At 55.7% G+C, this 21,104-nt stretch carries 17 protein-coding genes and 1 riboswitch; of the genes, 11 read left to right on the top strand and 6 right to left on the bottom strand.

Features of this window, described 5'->3' with window-relative positions; translation table 11 throughout:
- Nucleotides 1-59 precede the first annotated feature (59 nt).
- Nucleotides 60-896: a tetratricopeptide repeat protein gene (locus B2R17_RS01555; RefSeq protein WP_286762567.1), complete on the bottom strand. Its 837-nt coding sequence runs from the start codon at nucleotides 894-896 to the stop codon at nucleotides 60-62.
- Nucleotides 897-985: 89 nt separating this feature from the next.
- On the opposite strand from B2R17_RS01555, the gene B2R17_RS01550 reads away from it, so the two are divergent.
- A complete protein-coding gene (locus tag B2R17_RS01550) occupies nucleotides 986-1,999 on the top strand; it encodes an AEC family transporter (protein ID WP_008661512.1) in 1,014 nt (337 codons plus the stop codon).
- 14 nt (nucleotides 2,000-2,013) lie between these two features.
- On the opposite strand, the gene lptE is transcribed toward B2R17_RS01550, so the two are convergent.
- The 3 genes from lptE to recO all read right to left on the bottom strand — a co-directional run bounded on the left by lptE (nucleotide 2,014) and on the right by recO (nucleotide 4,666).
- A complete protein-coding gene (gene lptE, locus B2R17_RS01545; RefSeq protein ID WP_286762566.1) occupies nucleotides 2,014-2,565 on the bottom strand; it encodes an LPS assembly lipoprotein LptE in 552 nt (183 codons plus the stop codon).
- Nucleotides 2,562-3,719: a tetratricopeptide repeat protein gene (locus B2R17_RS01540; protein WP_037252566.1), complete on the bottom strand. Its 1,158-nt coding sequence runs from the start codon at nucleotides 3,717-3,719 to the stop codon at nucleotides 2,562-2,564. Before B2R17_RS01540 ends, lptE begins: the two co-directional genes overlap by 4 nt.
- Nucleotides 3,720-3,835: 116 nt before the next feature.
- Entirely contained in the window at nucleotides 3,836-4,666 is an 831-nt protein-coding gene (gene recO / locus B2R17_RS01535) for a DNA repair protein RecO (protein WP_286762565.1), read from the bottom strand.
- Nucleotides 4,667-5,306: 640 nt separating this feature from the next.
- Between recO and tpx the strand changes: the two genes are divergently transcribed.
- From tpx to B2R17_RS01495, 8 genes are all read left to right on the top strand, one after another.
- Nucleotides 5,307-5,825: a thiol peroxidase gene (tpx, locus tag B2R17_RS01530; RefSeq protein ID WP_008661507.1), complete on the top strand. Its 519-nt coding sequence runs from the start codon at nucleotides 5,307-5,309 to the stop codon at nucleotides 5,823-5,825.
- 152 nt (nucleotides 5,826-5,977) lie between these two features.
- The gene (locus tag B2R17_RS01525) at nucleotides 5,978-6,979 is read left to right on the top strand and encodes a phosphatidate cytidylyltransferase (protein WP_286762564.1); all 1,002 of its coding nucleotides are present in this window, start codon (nucleotides 5,978-5,980) and stop codon (nucleotides 6,977-6,979) included.
- A 106-nt stretch (nucleotides 6,980-7,085) separates the two neighbouring features.
- The gene (locus tag B2R17_RS01520) at nucleotides 7,086-8,249 is read left to right on the top strand and encodes a PhoH family protein (RefSeq protein ID WP_286762563.1); all 1,164 of its coding nucleotides are present in this window, start codon (nucleotides 7,086-7,088) and stop codon (nucleotides 8,247-8,249) included.
- A complete protein-coding gene (locus B2R17_RS01515; protein ID WP_008661502.1) occupies nucleotides 8,246-10,630 on the top strand; it encodes an HD family phosphohydrolase in 2,385 nt (794 codons plus the stop codon). Before B2R17_RS01520 ends, B2R17_RS01515 begins: the two co-directional genes overlap by 4 nt.
- Nucleotides 10,630-11,211, top strand: coding sequence for an rRNA maturation RNase YbeY (gene ybeY, locus B2R17_RS01510; protein ID WP_286762562.1), 582 nt, complete (start codon nucleotides 10,630-10,632; stop codon nucleotides 11,209-11,211). Before B2R17_RS01515 ends, ybeY begins: the two co-directional genes overlap by 1 nt.
- On the top strand, nucleotides 11,208-12,500 hold the full coding sequence (locus B2R17_RS01505; RefSeq protein WP_008667007.1) for a hemolysin family protein: 1,293 nt from the start codon (nucleotides 11,208-11,210) through the stop codon (nucleotides 12,498-12,500). The genes ybeY and B2R17_RS01505 overlap by 4 nt, the downstream gene beginning before the upstream one ends.
- A gap of 72 nt (nucleotides 12,501-12,572) precedes the next feature.
- Entirely contained in the window at nucleotides 12,573-14,477 is a 1,905-nt protein-coding gene (gene asnB, locus B2R17_RS01500; protein ID WP_286762561.1) for an asparagine synthase (glutamine-hydrolyzing), read from the top strand.
- A gap of 100 nt (nucleotides 14,478-14,577) precedes the next feature.
- Nucleotides 14,578-16,050, top strand: coding sequence for a hypothetical protein (locus B2R17_RS01495; protein ID WP_286762560.1), 1,473 nt, complete (start codon nucleotides 14,578-14,580; stop codon nucleotides 16,048-16,050).
- A 6-nt stretch (nucleotides 16,051-16,056) separates the two neighbouring features.
- On the opposite strand, the gene B2R17_RS01490 is transcribed toward B2R17_RS01495, so the two are convergent.
- Nucleotides 16,057-17,040 carry a DUF4465 domain-containing protein gene (locus B2R17_RS01490; protein ID WP_286762559.1) on the bottom strand — a complete coding sequence of 328 codons (984 nt, stop codon included), beginning with the start codon at nucleotides 17,038-17,040 and terminating at the stop codon, nucleotides 16,057-16,059.
- Nucleotides 17,041-17,291: 251 nt separating this feature from the next.
- Nucleotides 17,292-17,538, bottom strand: a riboswitch (cobalamin riboswitch).
- A 151-nt stretch (nucleotides 17,539-17,689) separates the two neighbouring features.
- Here B2R17_RS01490 and B2R17_RS01485 point away from each other — a divergent pair.
- Together B2R17_RS01485 and B2R17_RS01480 are read left to right on the top strand one after the other, a co-directional pair.
- Complete coding sequence (locus tag B2R17_RS01485) at nucleotides 17,690-18,271, top strand: TetR/AcrR family transcriptional regulator (protein ID WP_339887645.1); 582 nt, start codon at nucleotides 17,690-17,692, stop codon at nucleotides 18,269-18,271.
- 143 nt (nucleotides 18,272-18,414) lie between these two features.
- Entirely contained in the window at nucleotides 18,415-19,242 is an 828-nt protein-coding gene (locus B2R17_RS01480) for a haloacid dehalogenase type II (protein ID WP_286762557.1), read from the top strand.
- A 42-nt stretch (nucleotides 19,243-19,284) separates the two neighbouring features.
- Here the strand turns inward: B2R17_RS01480 and B2R17_RS01475 are convergent, their stop codons facing one another.
- Nucleotides 19,285-21,093, bottom strand: coding sequence for a sodium:solute symporter family protein (locus B2R17_RS01475; RefSeq protein ID WP_286762556.1), 1,809 nt, complete (start codon nucleotides 21,091-21,093; stop codon nucleotides 19,285-19,287).
- Nucleotides 21,094-21,104 lie beyond the last annotated feature (11 nt).

The raw sequence follows: 21,104 nt of genomic DNA, 5'->3' as shown, positions 1-21,104 counted from the left end.
GCATTCATGCTCTGATTTTATCGAGCGAACGCGTCTCCGCGAAGAACGCTGAATCGAGATCAGGCCGCTTCTGAATAGCCAGAATTTGGCCGCTCGTCGTCGAGGTCGTCATCCTCGCCGGATGAGAACGACTGCAGTGCCGTGTCGATCGAGAGCGTCGCCGGTTCGGATTCTTCGGCGTCGTCCGTGTTCGCTTCGCCGTTGTCGGAATCTTCGGCGATAGCGGTGGGGTTTGGTTCAGTGGTTTCGGTTTCTGGTTCTTCTTCTGAGGCGGCGAGCGATGGGCTGGCGTTGGTTTCCTCGGCGTTCTCAGGCGGTTCGTGTTCAGATTCCGCGTCGTTCTGCAATTCGCCTCGGGAATCGAGGTCGCGTTCTAGTCGGGCTCGCTCGCTTTCCCATTCTAGGTTCCAAGCGGCGGCGGCTTCTAATTTTGGAATTTCAGTCAGCAAGGCATCAGCGGCGTTCAGTCGCCCGGTGTGTCTCAGCACGGCGGCGAGGAGCAACAATGCGGGCGGATCACGCGGTTCGATTGACAATCCTGCTGTCAACGCCTCTTCTGCCAACGCGTAGTTGCCCGTTAAATAGGCGAGCTGTGCCTCGGCGAAGCGGTCTGGTTGATCGCTGACTTGTCGTGGCGCCAGCAGCAATGGCAATTCGCGGAACGAACGAACCGTCAGCACGACCCAGGCGGCGACGGCGATCCAGCAGGCCAGCGCGACCAGTGCCCCGGACAACCAGCCGGGATAGATGAATTTGGCGATCAGCAATGCGTTGACGACCGCGGCAAACGCGACGGCGGTGGGCAGGGCTGACAATCGTCCGCGCCACCACAATTCCGACATACCCGGCCACAGGCACGTCCAATAATGTTTCGCTTGGATCGACACGGTTTCCATCGCATCACAGATACGAAACCCGGCACCGGCGTGGCAAGTCGAAACGCGAAAACGGTGGCTCTAGACGACCGATGCGAGGGAGCTCGCACATGTTGATGGACCCGGAAGCTTTCGCCGTCATCATCAGCAGCGTGCTGGGCGTTTTTCTCGTCATGGGCGTCGGTGCGCTGTGCCGGATCCAGCATTGGCTGACGCACCAGGCCGACGTTTCGCTGGCCAAGCTGACCGCGAAAGTGTTGCTGCCTTGTTTGTTTCTGGATCGGATTCTGGGCGATTCGACATTGGATTCGCTCGCGTCCGCGTGGCTGCCGCCGGTGCTCGGGTTCACAATCACCACGTTTGGTTTTCTGGCCGCTTGGTACGCCGCGAAAACGATTGGGCCGTTCGTGGGTTTGAAAACGGATGCCCAGCAACGTGCGTTCGCTCTTTGTGCCGGGATCTGCAATTACGGGTACATCCCATTGCCGCTGGCACAGATCACTTATCCGAACGCGGAAGTCGAGATGATTCTGCACAACGTCGGCGTCGACATTTCGCTTTGGAGCGTCGGTGTGGCGATCGTTACCGGCAGCAACGGGAAGAAGCGTCCGAAGGAGCAGCAGAGTGCTTGGCGTCGAAATTGGGAACGAGTCAGCCCGGTTGCCACCAGTGCTCCCTTGATCGCAGTCATTGTTGCTCTGTCGATTCGAGCAACGGGAGCGGAAACGTTGATTCCGACTTCGGTGATGCGATCGGTCGGGTTGTTGGCATCCAGTTCGATCCCACTTGGGTTGTTGCTCAGCGGTGCGATTCTGGTCGATTTCTTGCGAGCAGCGGACTGGACCGGTTCCGCACCCGTGATCGGGTTGGCGGTTGGTTTCCGTCAGCTCTTCATGCCGATCGTGATGCTCGGGATCGCATCGGTGACGGTCACCGCGACGGATTTGAAGCAGGTGCTGTTGTTGGAAGCCGCGATGCCATCGGCGGTGTTCCCAATTGTTTTGACAAGGCTCTATGAAGGCGACACGGCGACGGCTCTTCGGGTTGTCTTGTCGACTTCGTTGCTCGGGATCGTGTTGATCCCGGTGTGGATGGCCATCGGAGCGTGGTGGTTGGCGGTTTGATCCGCGAGCTCGCATTACCAGCGGGCTTCCATCTGGCTGACGATGCGGTTTGCCAAGTCCTCGAGTGCCTTTTGAGTTGCGGTGTCGATCGACTGGCCGGCTTCGGGGACGAAGCGTTCGTCTTGGCTGAACAAGATTGTCAGATCGTCGGTCGGCACGATCGAGTTCTTCATCAGCAGTCGGCCATGTCGGTCTGACCAGGAGGCTCGGACCTGGACCGCCGCGTCGAGGGCTCGCACGTAGTCGGCATCGTTCTCGGTCAGCACGCGTTTGGTTTCGTCGATGACTTCGCAACGCAGCACGGTGTCAGCAAGCGGATCGGCGGTGACCTTGTACGGTGTTCGCAGTTCGATTTCTTTTGTGAGTGCCTCGGTCAGGCGAACGCCAAGGTCTTCACGAAATGTTGCGTTGCGAATGATGGGCACGTGCACCGTGCGGATGTTCTGCGGGAACAACGAGGCATTGCCGAGTTGATACGGCGCGCATCCGACCAGGCATCCCGCGAAAATGGTCGCGAAGAGACTTAGCAAGGCGATCGTGTATCGGCGTTGCGGTCGAAGGCTCATCGGTAGATCGACTCGCTGCGTTCGCCGGTCGGTGAATTGAACTTGGTTTCCAGAGGTGTCGAGCGCCGGCTGTCTGGGAAGATCCGTTTCAGCAACGTTGCCGAGACACGTTCGGCGGGCACATCGGGATAACTCGTGATCGCTTCCAGACGTTCGCGAGCACGTTCAGCGAACGGTGTGCTGGGGTAGTCACGCAGAATCTTTTGGTAGTGCAATCGAGCGGCTCCGTATTCGGATCGCTTCTCGCGATAGATCGCTCGGTCGTTCAGCTTTTCAGCTCGGCGGAAGGCGACTTCGGCGGCGGCTCGGGCGACCATTTCGGATGTCTCAGGATCTTGCAAGCGATCGGGAAAACGTTCGCGAGTTTGGCGGACGAGTTTGTCGGCTTCTTCCAGCATCAAACCGCTGTACTTGGGGCCCGCGAAAACTTCGAGTTTGCAGCGGATGCCCATCAGGTGAGCGTTGAAGAAGTGGTCGCTCTCGGGAAACGTTTCGCGAAGGTCGGTGAGGAACTCGTCAGCGGTTTCGAAATCGCCTTGTCGCATGTATTCCACCGCGGCGGCCATCGTTGCATCGTCGGCCAGTCGTCCGGTCGGGTTGTCGTAGCGAATTTGGTCCAGCACGCGAACGGCGTGGCCTTCGGCGTCCAGTCGAGGTCGGCTGGCATCGAAGAGGTTGAACTTGAACCAGTCGTCTTGGGTCGCGACTTCTGTGTCGATCCAGTACTGGGAGATCGCAAAGGCTCGAGCGGCCGCCTGGTCAACGTGGCGGTTGTTGGGGAATTCTTTGTTCAAACGTTCGTAAACGTCCGCTGCGTCGGGCAATTGATCGGAAAAGAACAGGCTTTCCGCTTGCATGAACATCGCGTCTTGAGCGAGCGCGGTGCCGGGTTGTGCGTCGGCGGCTCGAGCGAACAATTTCGCGGCGCGAGCAAAGTCTTTCTTTTCGGTGCCTTCGGCTTCGCCGTCTCGTTGCGTTTGATTGACGCGAGCGGCGGCGGCACGAAACAGCTGATCGGCTTCCTGGTACAAATCACGGGCTCGTTCCGCGTTGGGTTGCTCACGCATGGTGAGGAACCGCATGGCACGGTCGGTGGTGTCTTTGGTGGAATCCCAAAATCCCGTTTGGGCATACAGGGAATCTGGCACCAGCACTGGGCAGGCACAGACAGCAGCGGCGAATAAAAGCGAACGGCAAGACGTCACGAGCAACTTCCTTCGGTCAAGTTCGAAATGACTCGTTGGAGATACTCAACCTGGACGTCACAACGCTAGAGCGAATCGAGCTTGTCAGGCAGGAATGGTTGCATTCGAGGCTTCTGGCCGGCCAGCGATTCCAGGGTGCGATTGAGCAGTCCCCGAAGGTCTCGATAGATCGCAGGAGTCATCGCGGGAAACAGGCGGCCGATCGGGAAAGAGGTCGGCGGCGGTTGGCTGGGATTGTCCGCGTTCTCCTCGGCGGTTGAGGGCGGCGACTCGGGATCGCTGGCCAGCTCACGCAGCGCGTCCAGAGCATCCCAGCTGGCCGTCATCAAGTGACTTTGCGACGGGCGGCAGTTTTCACACACGACACCGCCACCGACCAACGAAAACGAAGCTCGCCGGCGGCTCCGTTCGGCATCGCGTCCGCATACGGTGCAGCGCCGCGTCGCGGGTGCATGTCCCAGCAACCGCAGGCATTGTGCATCAAACGCTAGCAACGTTCTTGCGACATCGCCTTCGCCATCGATCATCCCCATTGCCGACAGCGTCATGTCGAACAATTCGCGGTGCGGGTCATCGTCGTCGACCAGCAGCCGAAGCATTTCCGCGATGTAGTAACCGGCATGCAGACGTTCCAAGGATCGTTGGGCGCCGCGAAAACGTCGGCGAAGTTTGGATTCGGTCAGTAAGTCCAGCGTATCGCCTGGTTTGTCGATCAGCGTGATCGCGCAAACGGAAAGCAGATCGAGTGATCCCTCAAACGGTCCTTTGAGTCTGCGTGCACCCTTTGCCAGTGCCGAGATTCGGCCCAGATCCTTGGTCAGCAACGTCACAATCAGGCTGGTTTCGCTGAAGTCCACCGTTCGCAGGACAATCGCCGTGGTGGATTGATTGGTCATAGTGGCAACGAAGAGGGATCCAACCCTGTTTTGAGCGTCGATTCAGCGACTCATCGCGAAGAGAATTCACGAGTGAGTTGATTGCCGCGCTGGACCGAAATTGCGGTCAGAGAAAGCGTTGCGACATTGTAGAAGCGAGTTGCGCCCGGAGGGAGTGCGAGGAACCTTGAAATACGCAGCCGTTACATGCAAATCCCATTACTCCTGCGCACCCCGTCCGGACGCAAATCACCGCAACGAACTTGTCGCCACGACCAGTGTGTTCCATTCGAACACACGATGCAAACGCCATATTGGTTGGGGCATCGTGATGGTTAGGCGTATCCCACCACCGCTTTGCGTAGTCTAGCTCGTTGTGGGTTTAGGGAAACCTGCGTCTAGCCGAATTGTCCCATTTGCGCATTCCTGAGAGCACTTTGCAACCTGAATCCATGTGCATTGCATCAGATACTGCTCCAAATTCACAAAGAATTCAGCTGATCTTTTTGGCCGTTGATGGACACGGTCGCTGGAAGCATCAAATTGACGGCAGAGTGGAGTGTTTCGAGCAGGCGCATCGCCCGGGGTTCACGACCGGATCGGCGATGCGCATACTGCCGACTTCCCGTCCGACCTGTTCTCTCAATCAAAGTGAATTTCGATGAGTCAAAGTGGTGTGATCACGTTCAAAGGCAATCCGATGACTCTCGCTGGCAGCGAATTGGCCATCGGTCAGGCAGCTCCGGATTTCAGCCTGCACTACGCCCACGAAGGTTTGAAGGAATTGAAGTTGGCTGATCTGAAGGGCAAACCTTCGATGATCAGCATCGTCCCCAGCTTGGACACGCCAACTTGCGCGACTCAAACCAAGAAGTTCAACGAGCAGTTGGGCGAATTGGGCGACAAGATCAATGCCGTGACGGTCAGCCGCGATTTGCCATTCGCTCAGGCGCGTTTCTGCGGTGCGGAAAACGTTCAAATGCGAACCGCCAGCGACTACCAAACACACGCATTCGGTGAAGACTACGGAGTCGAAATCGAAGAGCTGAAATTGCTGAGCCGCGCCGTCATCGTTTTGGATGCCGAAGGCAAAGTGGTTTACAAGCAAGTTGTGTCCGAAGTTACCGAAGAACCAAACTACGAAGGTGCCCTGCAGGCTCTTAAAGATTTGGTTGGCTGATTGAACCAACGCCCTGGCCGTTGGCGTATTGGGCGTTGATGTTTGAGTCGCAGTTGTTTGAGCCGCACGGTGATCGTTCGTTGGAATGACGCTCGCCGTTTGGGGCTCACACGGACAATTTTGAATCTGACTTTTCGCAAGGATCCCATTCATTGTTGATCGACCGGCTTCGCAGCGCAGCGGTGTTGATTGCGATCGCATTGGGATGCTTGTTCGTTGACGCGAAATTCAGCACGCCCGGAACGGAAGGTTTGCTTCTCGTCCCGTTGCTGCTTTTCTTCGCGTTGGGAACGACCTGGGATGTCACATCATTGTTGTTGTCGTCCGGTCGAGATGTTTGGCGAGCCGGGTGCATGATTGCCGTGGGTGCGATCAGTCTTGGTCCCGCGATTCCGGCTTTGGTCAACGCGGCGTCGCAGCTCAGCGGAGGTGCGATTGGTGCCTACCCGAAAGATTGCCCCATCGGACAATTGGGGTGGGTGATCACGATGGCAATCGCGTCCCTGTTTGCACTTCTGATTCGCGAGATGCGAACTTACGGCGCGGTTGTTCCTGAGCAGTTGGACGCATCGACGGCAAAGGCGGATGCAGTTGTTTTACCGGCATCCAGCAGTATTGACCGAACCATGCGGGCAGCGTTTGTCTCCCTGTACGTCGGGTTGCCAATGAGTCTGCTTTTCACGATTCGCGGTTTGGGAAGCGATGTCAGCACGTCCTGGGGATTGGCTGCGTTGCTGACCATGATTGCGACGACGAAGTCGGCCGATGCGGGGGCATACTTCGCCGGCAAAGCTCTCGGTCGTCACAAGCTGATACCGCGACTGAGTCCGGGCAAGACTTGGGAAGGAGCGGTCGGTGGTGTTGTGATGTCGACTTTGGTGGCGATGGTTTGTTTGCGGTGGTTGTTCCCAGCGTTGGTGTCCGACGCGATTCCGTTGAGTTCGCTGCCTTCCATCAGTTGGGCGTTCATCCTTGGCCCGGCCCTTGCAATCACCGGAATCGTCGGTGATTTGGCGGAATCGATGTTCAAACGAGACTGTGGGGCAAAAGATTCCGGAAATTGGCTTCCCGGTTTGGGGGGAGTCTGGGATGTGACGGATTCGTTGATTGCTGCGACTTTGCCGTCTTTTCTGTGTTTAGCGGCCGCGGCATGACGGCCCCTCGGCCTCCCGTGAATTCTGCTCAATCCAATGTCGCACGATGGTCGGACCACGTGTGGGACGGTTAGAATTAGTCACTCCTTATGAAACGCTCTGACGCATGTCGGTCCAATCTGCAATGAACGAAGCCACGCTGTCGACAGCGGGTCCCAATGAAGTCCTGACGTTGTTCGGTCCTCGCGATCAACACGTGCGCAAGCTGCGACGGCTGTTTGGCGTCGATATCACGCATCGAGCTGGGAAAATCCGCGTCGCCGGAGAAGAGACCGGCGTCGGTGCCGCGATGCGCACGCTGGAAAAATTGCGTTTGCTGTGCCGCAAAAAAGGCTCGCTCAGCATTGGCGACATCGAGACCGCTGCGGCAGAAGAAGGTGCCAAGATCGAAAATGGTCGACCACCAACACCGAGCGGCGAAGCGATCAACTTGCAAAACGCGGGTCGCAAGATCGCGCCGCGAACTCCCGGGCAAGCTCGCTATGTCGAAGCCATCCGGCAGAACGATCTGACGATTGCAACGGGACCGGCCGGCTGTGGCAAGACTTACTTGGCCGTGGCCACCGCGGTCGAGGCTTTGCGAAACGAATCGATCAAGAAAATTGTGTTGGTTCGTCCCGCGGTCGAAGCCGGCGAAAGCCTCGGTTTTCTGCCTGGTGACCTGCGAGCGAAGCTGAACCCTTACTTGCGACCGCTGCTCGATGCGCTCGGCGAAATGGTTGACTACGACCAAGCTCGTGCATTGATGGAACAAGATGTCATCGAAATCGTTCCCTTGGCGTACATGCGAGGTCGGACGCTCAACGACGCGTTCATCATTTTGGACGAAGCTCAAAACACGACTGTTGCCCAAATGAAGATGTTCCTGACCCGGATGGGTGAACGGAGCAAGATGGTGGTCAGCGGCGACGCAACACAGCTCGATTTGCCGCGTGGCGTTCGCAGTGGACTTCACGACGCGGTGTACCGCCTGAGCAGCATCAAGGGAATCGCGCAGATTCGTTTGGGAGCTGCGGACATTGTGCGTCACCGTTTGGTGCAGCAGATCGTTGCCGCGTACGAAGCCGACTCGGAGAAAGCCGACTCGGAAAAGGCCGATTCGGACGGCTCTGCGACGGAACGATCAGACGAAGGTTTGACCGAAGTTCAATCAGGTGATTCAGAGACGCTTACAAAATCGCAGAAGCGACCCTCCGGCGATTCGGCAGCGTCCAGCTCGACATCCGAGCCGATCACGAACTCTGATTCGGAGACTCAACCGAGCGAATGAGCGGTGCGAGCAAAAGCGGGACGACCAAAGGCAAACAACGTGCGGGCAAAGAACGCATTGAGTCGCTAGGGATCCCGAAGTCCAAATGGGCGACTTGGTGGGACCGCAAAGACAAAGCTGAATGGTCGCTTCGCGTCGGAATGACATTGATCGCCGCGTGCACGATTTTGGTTCTGTGCTTCACGTGGAAACCGGCGTTCAGTTACCGAAGCGGTGCGATTCCCGCGCGGGATTTGATTTCGCGAGTGGACTTCCAGGTCGCAGACGCGATCGCCACCGGTGATTTGAAAGAACGTCGTCGTCGTGAAGTGATGACGCTGTATCGAAATTCGCCGCAGCGTTTGGAACAGTTGCGAGCGGCACTGAAGAACCGCCTGTTCTTGGTCCTTGGTGCGGCCAACTACGAGCAACTTGGAAAAGAAGAACGATCCGCTCTGACGGAATTCTATGAGGGCAGCGAGACCGCGCCCGATGGCGAGTCCCCCGCCGAAAGATTCGCGTTGCTCAAGCGAGTCTTCAGTAAAGACAAGGACCTGGCGACGTTGGAAGCCGCGGTCGATTCCGCGATGCTGAAGCTCTACAAAAACGGCATTCTGCAAGCCCCGCAGCACCCACCCGAAAAGGGTTCGCAGCGGATGATTCGTGTCTTCACCGGTGACCAAACTGATGAAGCCGTGCCGGTGGAACTGTCGAAAGTCATCATTGCCGAAGCTGGCAACCAATTGGTCAAAGAGCTTCGTGACCAATTCCGTTCACGCTTTCCCGGCGACGAAGGTTTGATTGCGGCGGACATGATTGGTGACTGGTTGCGAACACGGTTGCCTGAATTCGAGACTTTGAAATACGACGACGAAGCCAGCCAAAAGGTTCGCGATCAAGCGGCCGCTGCCGTTGAAGACGTGATGATGACGTTTTACGCCGGCCAAACGAAATTGGCTGACGCGGGCCAACCGTTGACCGGTCGCGAATTGGGGCTGCTTCGAAGTGAGTGGTCGAAACTGGTCGAATCGATGCGTTGGGGCGACCGAGTCGCTCGTGTCGCGGCCTACGCTGGAATGATCGCCGCGTTGTATTTGCTATGCGGTTCGTACATCTGGTTTGTCGATGATCGATCGTTGCTGTTGGATCGTAACAAACTGGTCAAGCTGCTCGCATTGATGGTGGTCACCATTGTGTTGGCTTATCACGCGTCACGAGATGCTTGGCGAGCCGAACTGGTGCCGCTCGTTTTGGCATCGATCACCGCCGCGGTCGTCTACGGTCGCGAACTCGCAATCTTGCTGCTGGCGTCTGTCTGTTTGTCCGTCATTCTTTTGCTGGGAGCTGACATTCCCAACTTGGTCGTCGTGACGGCGGCCTGCACCACATGCACCTTGTTGACCGGCCGCATTCGTTCGCGAACTCACTTGGTCACGGTCGGTCTGATCTCCGCCACAATCACCATGTTCACGGTTGTGGGCGTTGGAATCGTGACGGGACAAACGCTTTCGTCTGGTGCACCGGGCGGCAACTTGGAAGGAATGCTCAGCGGCGGTTCGCTCAATCACGTCGTCAACGGTTTGGTTGCCGAAGCCGGTTGGGCGGGCGTTTGCATTTTGTTCTCGTCCTTGGCGATGACCGGTTTGTTGCCTTTGGTCGAGAAAGCGTTCGGCGTGCAAACCGACCTCAGTTTGTTGGAACTCGGCGACGCATCGCACCCGTTATTGCGACGTTTGGCACAGCGTGCACCGGGGACTTACAACCACTCGATCAATGTCGCGTCAATTGCAGAAGCCGCCGCGGATGCGATCGGTGCGAACGGTTTGCTGGTTCGCGTGGGAGCGTACTTCCACGACATCGGCAAAATGTTCAAACCGGAATACTTCATCGAAAACCAATCAGCGGGAATCAACCAGCACGACTCGTTGCAGCCTGCGATGAGCACGTTGGTTATCATCGCCCACGTAAAAGATGGAGCCGATTTGGCCCGCAATCACCATTTGCCTGAGCCGATCATCGATTTCATCCTGCAACATCACGGCACGACGCTGGTCGAATACTTTTACCGCGAAGCCGCGAAACGTAGCGAAGAAGATCCCAATCGTGAAGCGGTCAGCGACAAAGACTTCCGCTATCCGGGGCCAAAGCCGCAAACTCTCGAAGCCGCTGTGCTGATGCTCGCCGACACGGTCGAAAGTGCGTCGCGAACGTTAGTCGATCCGACGCCGGCTCGCATTCAAGGGTTGGTCGACGCGATCGCTCAGAAGAAGGTTGCCGACGGTCAGTTCGATGACTGCGGAATTACTTTCGCACAGTTGCATCGTGTTCGACAAAGTTTGGTGAAGTCGCTGACGGCGATTTACCACGCACGCGTGAAGTATCCTGGACAGCAATCGGCGTGATGGAACAGTCTCCAACGAACTTGACCGCGGATGTCCTCATTGATGAGGAAGCGGAGCCCGACTTATCGATCTGGTTTGGCAGCCTTGAAACCGCTTGCACGGAACTTGCCCACGCGGCGATCGCTGCCGCATCGGTGGAAGGATGTGATCGTGGTTCCATCGGAGTCCGGATTTGCGATGATGCGACGATCCATCCCATCAATCGCGAATTTTTGCAACATGATTATCCGACCGACGTGATCAGCTTCCCGTATGAGTTGGAACCGCCGATGGTTGAAGGAGAGCTCGTCGCCAGTTTTGAAACGGCGATCGAAAACGCCAGCGAACCCAGCAACCCGTTGTCGCCTCGCGAAGAGTTGTTGCTCTACGTTGTTCATGGAACGTTGCACATTGTCGGTCACGATGATCAGTCGCCTGCACCTCGTGCCGCGATGCGTCGAGCAGAAATTGCCGCGATGAAATTGATGGGGATCGATTTGCCGCTGAGCAACGACGAGGACTCAGCGTCGGGACAAGACGACTCGTTTGATGACGACGCGAGTGATTCCTCCGGTGGAATCATGAGTGGAGGAGTGTCATGAGCGAATTGGCGGATTTGAACGCAATGCCGCTCGCTGCGGTGGGCTTTGTTCTTGGCAGCATCGGCGGGCTCGGAAGCGAACTGCTGGATCGGTTCGCGGGGCGTTCTTTGGAGATCTATTGCCGCGTCAAGAAGAATCGAGACCGGTTTGGATCGGTTCTGGATCACCAAGACACAGTGATTCGAGCGGGTGCGTACTTGCACGTCATCGGCTCGGTGATGTTCGTGTTGTTTGGGACGATCGTTGTCGTCAACCGCGTCGATGTGGATCTGAACACGCTTCTCGCTTGGGGAATCGCGGCGGCCGGTTTGACGATGTTGACTCACACTTGGTTGCCCAATGCGGTGACGCGGTTTGCCTCGGCTCCGTTGCTCTACCACACATGGCCGTTCTGGCGAACGATGTCATTCGTGATGCGTCCGCTTCACGCACCTGGTGAGTTGCTTGAAATCATTTCACGCCGGTTGGCTGGCGTCGAAGAGACCGAGGATGAGGACGAAGAACAACTTGAAGACGAAATCCGAACCATCGTGGCGGCGGGAACCCGAGAAGGTTTCTTTGCCCCCGGGGTTCGCGAAATGATCCAAGGCGTGATGGAGCTGCACGAAGACACGGTCGGTCACATCATGACGCCGCGAGTCGACGTCAACGCGATTTCGGTCACCGCGACTTGGGAAGAAGCCATCGAGTCAATCATTGAGACCGGGCGGACTCGTTATCCGGTTTACGAAGACACCATCGACAACGTGGTTGGTGTTTTGTTCGTGAAAGACTTGCTGCCGTACTTGGCTGGTGAGGGTTTGCCCAATAAGCCGTTGCTCGACCTCTGCCGCCGGCCATGGTCGGTTCCAAAGGACCGCAGCGTGGACTTGTTACTGCGAGAGTTTTTGCACAGCCGATCGCACATGGCGATCGTGCTCGACGAGTTTCAACAAACCGCGGGTGTGGTCACGATCGAAGATGCTTTGGAAGAGATCGTCGGCGAGATCGTCGACGAATCAGACGAAGAAGAAGAATTCGAAATTCGCGTGATCGACGACGACACCATCGATGTCGACGGACGTGTCATGATCGACGATGTGAACGATTTGGTTCACTGGGATTTGCCCGAGAGCGATGACTACGAAACCGTTGCCGGTTGGGTGCTGCATCACACCGGAATGATTCCCACCGCCGGGCATTTACTCAATGTCGGTCATTGGGAAGTCGAAGTGTTGCACGCGACCAATCGAAAGATCGAAAACATGCGAATCCGTCGAACCAACGGTGAAAGCCAACGTGTCGGCTAGGTCGCGATCAGGCGGTCCAAGTAGCACCCCGTCATTTGAAATTCCTTCCTGACTTTAGCCCTCTCGTTTTCTATGTGCGGTTTTACCGGTGGACTCTGGCAACGCGACGACCAAGCGATCAGTGCCGATCTGTTGTCCAGGATGACCAACGAAATCGCTCATCGTGGTCCGGATGATTCGCAGACCTGGATGGACGCGGAACATCGCGACGCGACGGGGCGTCCGATGGGCGTCGGCTTGGGCTTCCGACGGCTATCAATCATCGACGTGGAAGGCGCACGCCAACCGCTTTCGAACGAAGACGGCCGGGTCCGAATGGTCTTCAATGGCGAGATCTACAACTACGAAACGCTTCGCAAACGCTTGCAGGGTGCCGGCCACCAATTCGCAACCCAGGGCGACGGTGAATCAATCGTTCACCTTTACGAAGACGTCGGCACCGAGTGTTTTTCGTCGCTCAACGGAATGTTCGCGATCGCGATTTGGGATGCCAGACGCAATCGAATCGTGCTGGCTCGCGACCGGATTGGTCAGAAGCCTCTGTATTATTCCTACAAGAATGGGCGTTTGGTTTTCGCCAGTGAGTTGAAGGCGTTGAGGTTGGTGCCCGGTGTCTGCGAAGAGGTGGATCCCAACGCGATCGACGAGTTCTTGACCTATCAATACATCCCGCATCCCGGCACGATTTTTAAAGGCGTGCACAAACTGCCGCCGGGGCACTTCGCGGTGTTGGATGAGCGTGGGTTGCGGGTGGAACGATATTGGAATTTCGATCCATCGATCGAACGTCCGCTCGGTCGAGAGGAAGCGATCGAGAAAGTTCGTGATCTGTTGACCGATTCCGTTCGTCTGCGAATGCGAAGCGACGTTCCTCTGGGATCTTTCTTGTCCGGCGGCATTGATTCGTCGTTGATCACGGCTTTGGCGGGCGATCACACCGACACGGCACTGCGAACGTTCAGCATTGGTTTCCCCGTCGCAGATTTCGATGAGACTCGTTACGCGGCCCAAGTCGCGGAGCACCTGCAGACCGACCACACTCGGTTTGAGGTTCAACCCAGCGGCATCGATATTCTTGAGAAGCTGGTTTGGCACTATGACGAACCTTACGGCGATTCATCAGCCGTTCCGACTTGGTACCTGTCCAAGCTAACTCGCGAAAGTGTGACGGTGGCTTTGTCTGGCGATGGTGGTGATGAACTGTTTGCTGGATACGAACGTTACCGGGCGTTGTGGATGAGTCAAAAAATTGCTCGTCTGTTTCCGCTGAACAAGTTGCCCGGCATTGGACTGGTTCAGCGATTGCCTGATTCCAATCGTCGTCGTTCCGTCATTCGTCGTGCCAAGCGGTTCTTAGAAGCGATCGACCAACCCGTTGTTCGGCGGTACATGAATTGGCTTCAGATCTTTCCAGAATCAATGCGAGCGTCGATGTACAACGACGAGTTCGTTCAGACGTTGCCGGGCCACGATCCGGTCGATTTCTTGGAATCCGTTTGGGCTCGCAGTGAAGGACGCGATGTTGTCACGCGAGCATCAACCTCAGACATCCAATCGTATCTTCCGTGTGACCTGTGCACCAAAGTTGACATCGCATCGATGGCTCACGGATTAGAAGTCCGCCAACCGATGTTGGACCACCGATTTGTTGAGTTGGCGGCATCGATGCCCGTCGAACACAAATTCCGAGGTCGTCGCGGCAAACTGATTCTGCAAGATGCGTTTGGCGACCGGATACCTTCATCGATCTTCACGCGACCCAAGATGGGTTTCGGTATCCCGATCGGGCAATGGTTTCGTGAAGATTTTAAGCCGTTGGTCCACGACACGATGTTGGCGTCGGATGCTCGGATCAACGCGTATTTTCGTCCAGAGGCGATCGCGGATCTGGTCCGCAGTCACGAAACCGGCGAGCAAAATCACGGCTACCGGTTGTGGAATCTGCTGGTGCTGGAGACGTGGTTGCGGCAGCTGTAAAGAAGATACAAACCGAGGATGGTCTGCCTGGTAAACTGCGGGCTTTGTCGACTGAACTCCGGTTGGCATCGTGCTCCCGCGACCATGGTTGTTACCTCAGATGAGTCGATCTTCTTGCTGGTTGGTGCCAGCTCTACTTTTGGGATGTTGCTCCGTTGTCGGTGCGGAAGATTTCTTTCTGACAATTGGTGGCGGCTACTCTCCGTCCGGCAACCAGGCATCGCTTGAGAACAACGTGTTGTTTGCGCAGCGTGCTCTCGGTGAACAAGGCGTTTTGGGCGAACACAACGACATCTTCTTTTCCGATGGTGATGCGGTCGGGAAAGACCTTCAGGTGATGGATCCGAGTTCGGTTCCCAAGGCCAATCGGTTGATGGCGGAGTTCTTCGGTAGCAGCAACGACTTGGGGCTGTCTTACCGGAACCACAACATTCCAAATGTGAAGGGCAGCACCGAACCGGACAACATCCGGAAATGGTTTCGTGGTGTGGGACAGACCATGAAATCGGGCGACCGGCTCTACGTGTATGTCACTGCTCACGGCAGTCGAAGCAGCGATCGCCAATCACCCTATGACACGACCATCGCGACTTGGAACAACAGTGCGATTCGCATGACTGAGTTTGTCGAGATGTTGGATGGATTGCCCAAAGGTGTCGATGTCGTTGCGATCATGGTTCAGTGTCATGCGGGCGGTTTTGCGAGGTTCATTTTCGAGGAAGGAGATCCCGACCAGGGCTTGTCCGACCAAAATCGCATCGGCTTCTTCGCAACGGTTCACGATCGTCCCGCATCGGGATGCACGCCCGAAGTCGATGAGGCGAGCTACGTCGAATACAGCACCTACTTTTGGGCGGCACTATCAGGTCGAAACCGTTCCGGACGGTTGATCGAACGTCCAGACTACAACGGCGATGGTGTTGTTTCATTTGATGAAGCACATGCGTACACGGTGATCACCGCCGACACGATCGATTTGCCCGTGATGAGTTCGGGCGAGTTTTTGAGTATTCATAGCTTCTTCGATGAAGATGATCCCAAGTTGTTGAGGAACGATGAGTCATATGCGTTGATCCTGAGCTTGGCGACTCATTCACAACGAGCAATCTTGGAAGGTTTGTCCGAGCAACTGGAGTTAAGCGGAGATCAAAGAATCACCGACGCTTGGAAGACGACGCAATCCGATCAAAACCGAGGTTCGAGTCGACGCCGCCGACGTTCGCCACCCGAAGAAGGTTTGCGTCGGCGGATCACACGCGACTTGGAACGGAAATGGCCCGAGCTTGCGAACGTGCTGAACCCGGTATCTATCGAGTTATTGACCAGTCGCCAGGACGAGTTTGTCGAAGCGATTGAAGATCACCCGGACTACCCGAGGTATCGCGAATTGCTTGATGAATCGGAGACGGACCAAGCGAAGACGAAGGTCAAGTACGAGCGTTTTGTTCGCATCGCCGACAATGTTGCGTTGGCAGAAAATCTGCGTCGGCTCGGCGATGAAAAGCTCATTTCCCAATTCAATGCGATCGTGGCCGCCGAGAATGGTTCGTTGAAGCAACGTACGGAGGAGTGACGTAGGTCATTCGAGTGCCTTCCCGGTGGAATTTTGCACGCGTTTGAAACGCCGACGTCGCCGGATGACCGTTCCCAGCAACACGCTTCCAATAATCGCGAGGGAACTTGGTTCGGGGACCGCGGTCACGGTGGCGAAGTTGTCCAACGCGAAGTAGCCAGGCGTATTCATTCCGTACGGTCCAACGTCGCTGGATGAAAGATTGAAGTGCAAACTTCTTGCATCGGACATCGAACTGAGATCGATCGTCACCCAGTCATCCAAGATGTAGTCCTGAAGAGAATCGGTGAATCGAAAGTCAGCCAAAAACACATCGATCGTTGTGTCGAGAATTTGGTTGTTCGCATCGATCCCAAAGATCGAAAGTTTGAAAAAGTCAGGGTCTGATCCCGCAACGCCACCAAATTGTTTGGCAAACGAGTCTCCATCACGCATCGACAAACCAGCGTACGTTGCGTTGGTTATGTCTGCACTGCTGGCTTGTTCCCCGTCCGGCAGATAAATGCTTGGCAAGGCAGTTAACGTGTTGATGTTGGTCGGCGTGGAATTGGTGTAGCCAAATGCGACCGCGTAGTTGTCGGATCCGCCCGAGCCAGAACCTGCATAGGCACTGAATTGGTTGGAGTATCCCGGCGTCGAAGTATCGGTGTGATTGGAAACCGCGAAGCCGCTCCAGCTTCCGTATAGGTCATTGTGGCTGTTTGAAAAGTCGACACCATCGGCGGAGAAAACACCGATGTGATCATTTCCTCCATAGGCACCTGGAACCACGTCAGCGTTTGGAACAGGTCCGTTGTAGACACCCGAACTCCCTAGGTCCTGGCTCTCAAAACCAACGACCACATCAGCTTTCGCGGGCGATGCCGCAATCTGCGAGAGCGATAGAAGTGTGAAAGCGACCAGGAAGCGATCGCGTGTGCTGCATATGGACTGGGGGGCTTTGATTAGATTTCGCGAGCGGAAACGAAGAATTGAGGGAAGCAGGAACATGAGTGAAATTCGAAATGGGATCCACTTTGAATCGAATTCCGACGGCGCATATTCTCCTCGAAGACTCCACGTCCGCTGCTGAAATTTGCAACGCGAAAGCGAGACGATTTGCGTAGGAAAACGCGTTTGTCGGGAATAGGATTCAGAAGTTGGTGACGGAAATCCAACGTGTCGACCATTGCAAGTTCAAACAAGAACTCTGCATCATTGCCGATTCACGTTGCAACGTTCGCCTCAATCCAAGAAGGCACCGAAACGTCTTGTACGAGGTAGGTCTTCTGACTCACCACCATTTCGTTTGCTCATGGCCTTCTCACTCACGATCACGTCGAAACGCGAAAGCACGAGCAATGGCTAAGTAGAAAAGCAAACAATGAGACTTCGCTTGGAAGATCTCTGGCGGCACACAGCGGCCGGACCGTCCCGGAATTTCACCGGAGTTCCCTGTTCACCGACTTGGCAGAAACCAAGTCGGTCACCTCGGACGTCGGCGATTCTATCTGCGAGGCTTTCGCTGTCAACGCATTTTTGAACGCTTTGAATCGGCCCGTCAAACGAGTGGTTTGATGACTGCAAGTTGGTGATTAACAGTCAATGCTCGCCATCAAGCTGGGCAACACGAATTGAGTCCACCGCACGAGGAACAGCAATGCCCTGGGAAAAGTCATTCGATAAGTCCGACGTGATTGAGCGGACGATGCATCTGTTTTGGGAGAAGGGATATGCCGCCACGTCAATCTCGGACATCACTCGCGCAACCGGAATTCAACGCGGCAGTCTGTACAACGCGTTCGATGGCAAGGATGAATTGTTTGTCGAGTCGTTGTTGCGATACGACCAAGCCACACGACAATCAATCTTGGCGCGTTTGCAAGTTGTCGACGATCCAAAACAGGCGATCCTGCTGTTCTTTGATGGTGTGGTGAAGGATTCGTGTGAGGATCCATGTAAACGGGGATGCTTCTTGGTGAATACCGCTTTGGACTATTCCCGACACGAATCAAAGGTCCAAGAAATGGTGTCGGCCGCTTTCGAGGAGATCTTGGACTTCTTCGAAGCATCGATCCGCCGTGGACAGAAATTGGAAGCCATTCCCGCAACCGTCGAACCTGCACCGACCGCGAAAGCGTTGATTGCGATGCTGGTTGGTATCCGAGTTCTTGGGCGAGGTGTCTTTGCAGAAACCGCGTTGAAACAGGTCGCGGATCAGGCCGAAAGAATGCTTTCTTGAACGACAACGAATCACACGGCGCGACATGTGCGTTGGAAGCGAATCCGGCGGTTCTCCCAAAGCGAAACTCATTTCAGAAGTCAGCGAGCGACTACATAAGCGTTGCGCGTATTCTCTTCTATCGATTTCCTGTTGGTGCTTTCATGTCCATTCGAACATCTCTTTTTATCTTGCCCACTTTGATGTTGGCTGGATTCGCGAATGTTTCTCATGCGCAAGAAATTCCAACTACTGCTGAAGACGCCAAGCAATCGTCCGCCGTGATCCAAACTGAGAAGGACTCGATGATACCAGCTCCCAAAGTGATCGTGTTTGATGTGAATGAAACGTTGCTTGATCTCGCGGGGCTGAAGGAGTCGGTTGGCGAGGCTCTGAATGGTCGAGAAGACCTTCTGCCGCTTTGGTTTTCGAATATGTTGCACTACTCGCTGGTGGAAACTCTTTCGGGCGAGTACCACGACTTCGGTGAAATTGGAACGGCCGCGTTGATGATGGTGGCCGAGCGAGAAGGGATTGAGCTTGATCAAGAATCTGCGAAGGCTGCGATCGTCAATTCCTTGCGATCGTTGCCCGTTCACCCAGACGTTCGCGAAGGATTGGAACGGCTTTCAGATCAAGGTTTTCGATTGGTGAGTTTGACGAACTCTTCGAAGGTTGGCGTGGAGACGCAATTGAGCAACGCTGGGCTCACCGAGTTGTTCGAGAAACGGTATAGCATCGACCAAATCAAGAAGTACAAGCCTCACCCTGACACGTACCAGATGGTTCTGGATGACTTGGGTGTTCAGCCCGGCGAGGTGCTGATGGTAGCCGCCCACGCCTGGGATTTGGCTGGTGCAGAGAACGTTGGATTGCAGACCGCTTTTGTGAAACGGTCTGGTGCGACTTTGTATTCCAACGTTCAAAAGCCCGACGTGATCGTCAAAGACTTGAACGAGTTGGCGGACGTTTTATCGAAAGCGAAGCAGTGACAATTGCCTGTTTCGCGATCGGCCATTTTGCACCGTAGTTCATCACGACTGGTCAGATGCATTTGCTGGCCCGCCGATGTTCAGCGACGGCCAAGTCTTCCACAATGCGATCGCCGATACGACGCACACACTCAGGCTGATCGCTAGGCAGACCCACGATTGGTAGAGCAAGTACCCCGTGCTGAACAATGCGGAATAGACCAGGAACGTCGATGCCATCATGGCTTTCAATCCCGCTGTGATTGAATCGCCTGTTTCGACAGGAGTTCCGCTTTCTGCCAACTCTTCGCGGATTGACTTCCATCCCACGCCGCCCGGACGGATCTTTAAGACGAATCGTTTGAGCGTTTCTCGGTCGGTCGGCGGCGAAAGGAAAGTGACTAGCATCCACGACGTGGTCGTGATGACGACGCCGGTCAAAAGCTGTTGCCATGAGTTCAGTTCGGGCAGCCCCGTGTGCGAATATCCAAATTTGAAGAACATTGCGATCGCCAATGAGACCGCCATGCCGGTGATTTCTGTGAACGCGTTGATCCGCCACCAAAACCATCGCAGGATGTAGATTAGCCCGGTGCCCGCACCGACTTGAAGGATGATGCCAAAGCTTTCCATCGCACTTTCCAGTGTCAGCGCAACCGCGCCGGCGACGATCATCAATCCGACCGTCGCCCAGCGTCCTGTTGCAACCAAGCGTTGTTCGGTTGCGTCCGGATTCACGAATCGTCGATAGAAATCGTGTGCAATGTATGACGCACCCCAGTTCAAATGCGTTGAAATCGTCGACATGAACGCAGCAATCAAACTGGCGATCACGATTCCCAGCAAACCACTTGGCAAGAAGGTCAGCATCGCTGGATAGGCGAGATCATCTTGGACAATCTGTGGATCGATGTCGGGGAAAGCCACCTGAATGCTTTCCAAGGTTGGGAACACAACGATCGATGCGAGCGCCACGATGATCCATGGCCATGGCCGCAAGGCGTAGTGGGCAGCTTGGAACAGAAGCGTTGCCAATGTCGCATCTTTCTCGCTGCGTGCACCCAGCATTCGCTGGGCGACATAGCCGCCTCCGCCAGGTTCCGACCCCGGGTACCATCCGCTCCACCATTGGACGGCCAACGGAATGATGATCAGCGGTATCAACGCGTCCATGTCGCTGAAGTCGGGCAGCAAAGCGGTCTTGGAACGGACTTCTTCGTGTTGAAGCAGGTTGGGAAAACCGCCGACTTCGGGCAAGTTGCATACCACGTACGCCGCCGCGATCGCGCCGAACATGGCGACAACGAACTGAAAGCAGTCCGTTAAGATCACGCCCCGCAATCCTCCCAGCAACGTGTAGACAACGGTGACGATACCGGTGATCAGAACGACTTGGATGGGCGTTGCTCCGACCAGGACGCCACCCAGTTTGATGCCGGCCAAAATGACGTTGGCCATGACCAAACAGTTGAAGATGACTCCCAGATAGATCGCACGAAATCCGCGAAGGAATCCGGCTGTCTTGCCACTGTATCGAAGTTCGTAAAATTCAAGGTCCGTCGATACACCGCTGCGTTTCCATAGCCGTGCATAGACGAACACGGTCAACAAACCTGTCAGCAGAAAGGCCCACCACACCCAGTTGCCGCTGACCCCATCGCGTCGAACGATGCCGGTGACCAAGTTGGGTGTGTCGGCGGCGAAGGTGGTTGCGACCATGGAGATGCCGAGCATCCACCAACTCATCTGACCGCCAGCGAGGAAGTATTCGGCAAAGCTCTTGCCCGCCCGTCGGCTCGCGAAAAGTCCGATCGAGGTTGTGATGACAAAGAACGCGATGATGATCGCGTAGTCGACGTATGAAAGTGCCATGTCCCTGCACA

The organism is Rhodopirellula sp. UBA1907, from assembly GCF_002337565.1.
Classification (GTDB): Bacteria; Planctomycetota; Planctomycetia; order Pirellulales; family Pirellulaceae; genus Rhodopirellula; species Rhodopirellula europaea.
The sequence above is the reverse complement of the archived record's forward strand: the minus strand, read 5'-3'. Positions and strand labels throughout refer to the sequence as shown.